This window comes from Oleiphilus sp. HI0061, assembly GCF_001635675.1.
Genome location: NZ_LWFE01000452.1, coordinates 1 through 1,086, shown reverse-complemented (window position 1 = coordinate 1,086; position 1,086 = coordinate 1). Strand labels below are relative to the sequence as shown.

Sequence of the window (1,086 nt, the reverse complement as noted above, 5' to 3'; positions counted from 1 at the left end):
GCTTGAGAACTCTTCCCAAGGATTAGCGTGAAAATGCTTAATACCGAGAGAAATACGACGTCGCTCTTCATCGATATCAAGAACCATTACTTCAACATCATCACCTAACTGAACGACCTTAGATGGGTGAATGTTCTTGTTAGTCCAATCCATTTCAGAAACGTGAACAAGACCTTCAACGCCTTCTTCAATTTCTGCGAAACAACCGTAGTCAGTTAGGTTAGTTACGCGCGCAGTTACACGAGTATTCTCTGGGTAACGCTCTTTGATCTGTACCCATGGATCTTCACCTAGCTGCTTAAGGCCTAGTGAAACACGGTTACGCTCACGATCAAACTTCAANACTTTAACATTGATCTCGTCACCAACATTTACGATTTCACTTGGATGCTTAATACGCTTCCAAGCCATATCTGTAATGTGTAGAAGACCGTCAACACCACCTAAGTCAACGAAAGCACCGTAGTCAGTAAGGTTCTTAACGATACCCTTGGCTTCCATACCTTCAGCCATTGACTCAAGCAATGCTTCACGTTCTGCACTATTTTCAGCTTCAAGCACTGAACGACGAGAAACAACAACGTTGTTACGCTTCTGATCTAGCTTGATAACTTTAAATTCTAATTCTTTACCTTCAAGGTGTAGCGTGTCACGTACTGGACGAACATCAACCAATGAACCAGGAAGGAAGGCACGGATAGTTTTCAGCTCAACAGTGAAACCACCTTTAACCTTACCGTTAATCACACCTTTAACGATTTCTTCAGCTTCAAATGCTTTCTCAAGCTCTTTCCAAGCTTCAGCACGCTTAGCCTTCTCACGAGATAGGCGTGTTTCACCGAAGCCATCTTCAACAGCATCTAGTGCAACATCAACAGAGTCACCGATCTTTAATTCGACTTCACCGCTCTCGTTAACAAATTGAGATAGAGGTATAACACCTTCTGACTTTAGGCCAGCGTTTACTGTAACCCAGTCGCTATCAATATCTACTACAACACCCGCAATAATTGCTCCCGGGGTCATATCGATTTCATTTAGACTCTATTCAAATAACTCTGCAAAGCTCTCGCTCATTACAATTCC

At 42.8% G+C, this 1,086-nt stretch carries 1 protein-coding gene; it reads right to left on the bottom strand.

Annotated elements, in window-relative coordinates:
- Nucleotides 1-1,026: 30S ribosomal protein S1 (locus tag A3735_RS06100; RefSeq protein ID WP_231882430.1), on the bottom strand; the 1,026-nt coding region annotated here is incomplete at its 3' end.
- Between the last annotated feature and the right edge of the window lie 60 nt (nt 1,027-1,086).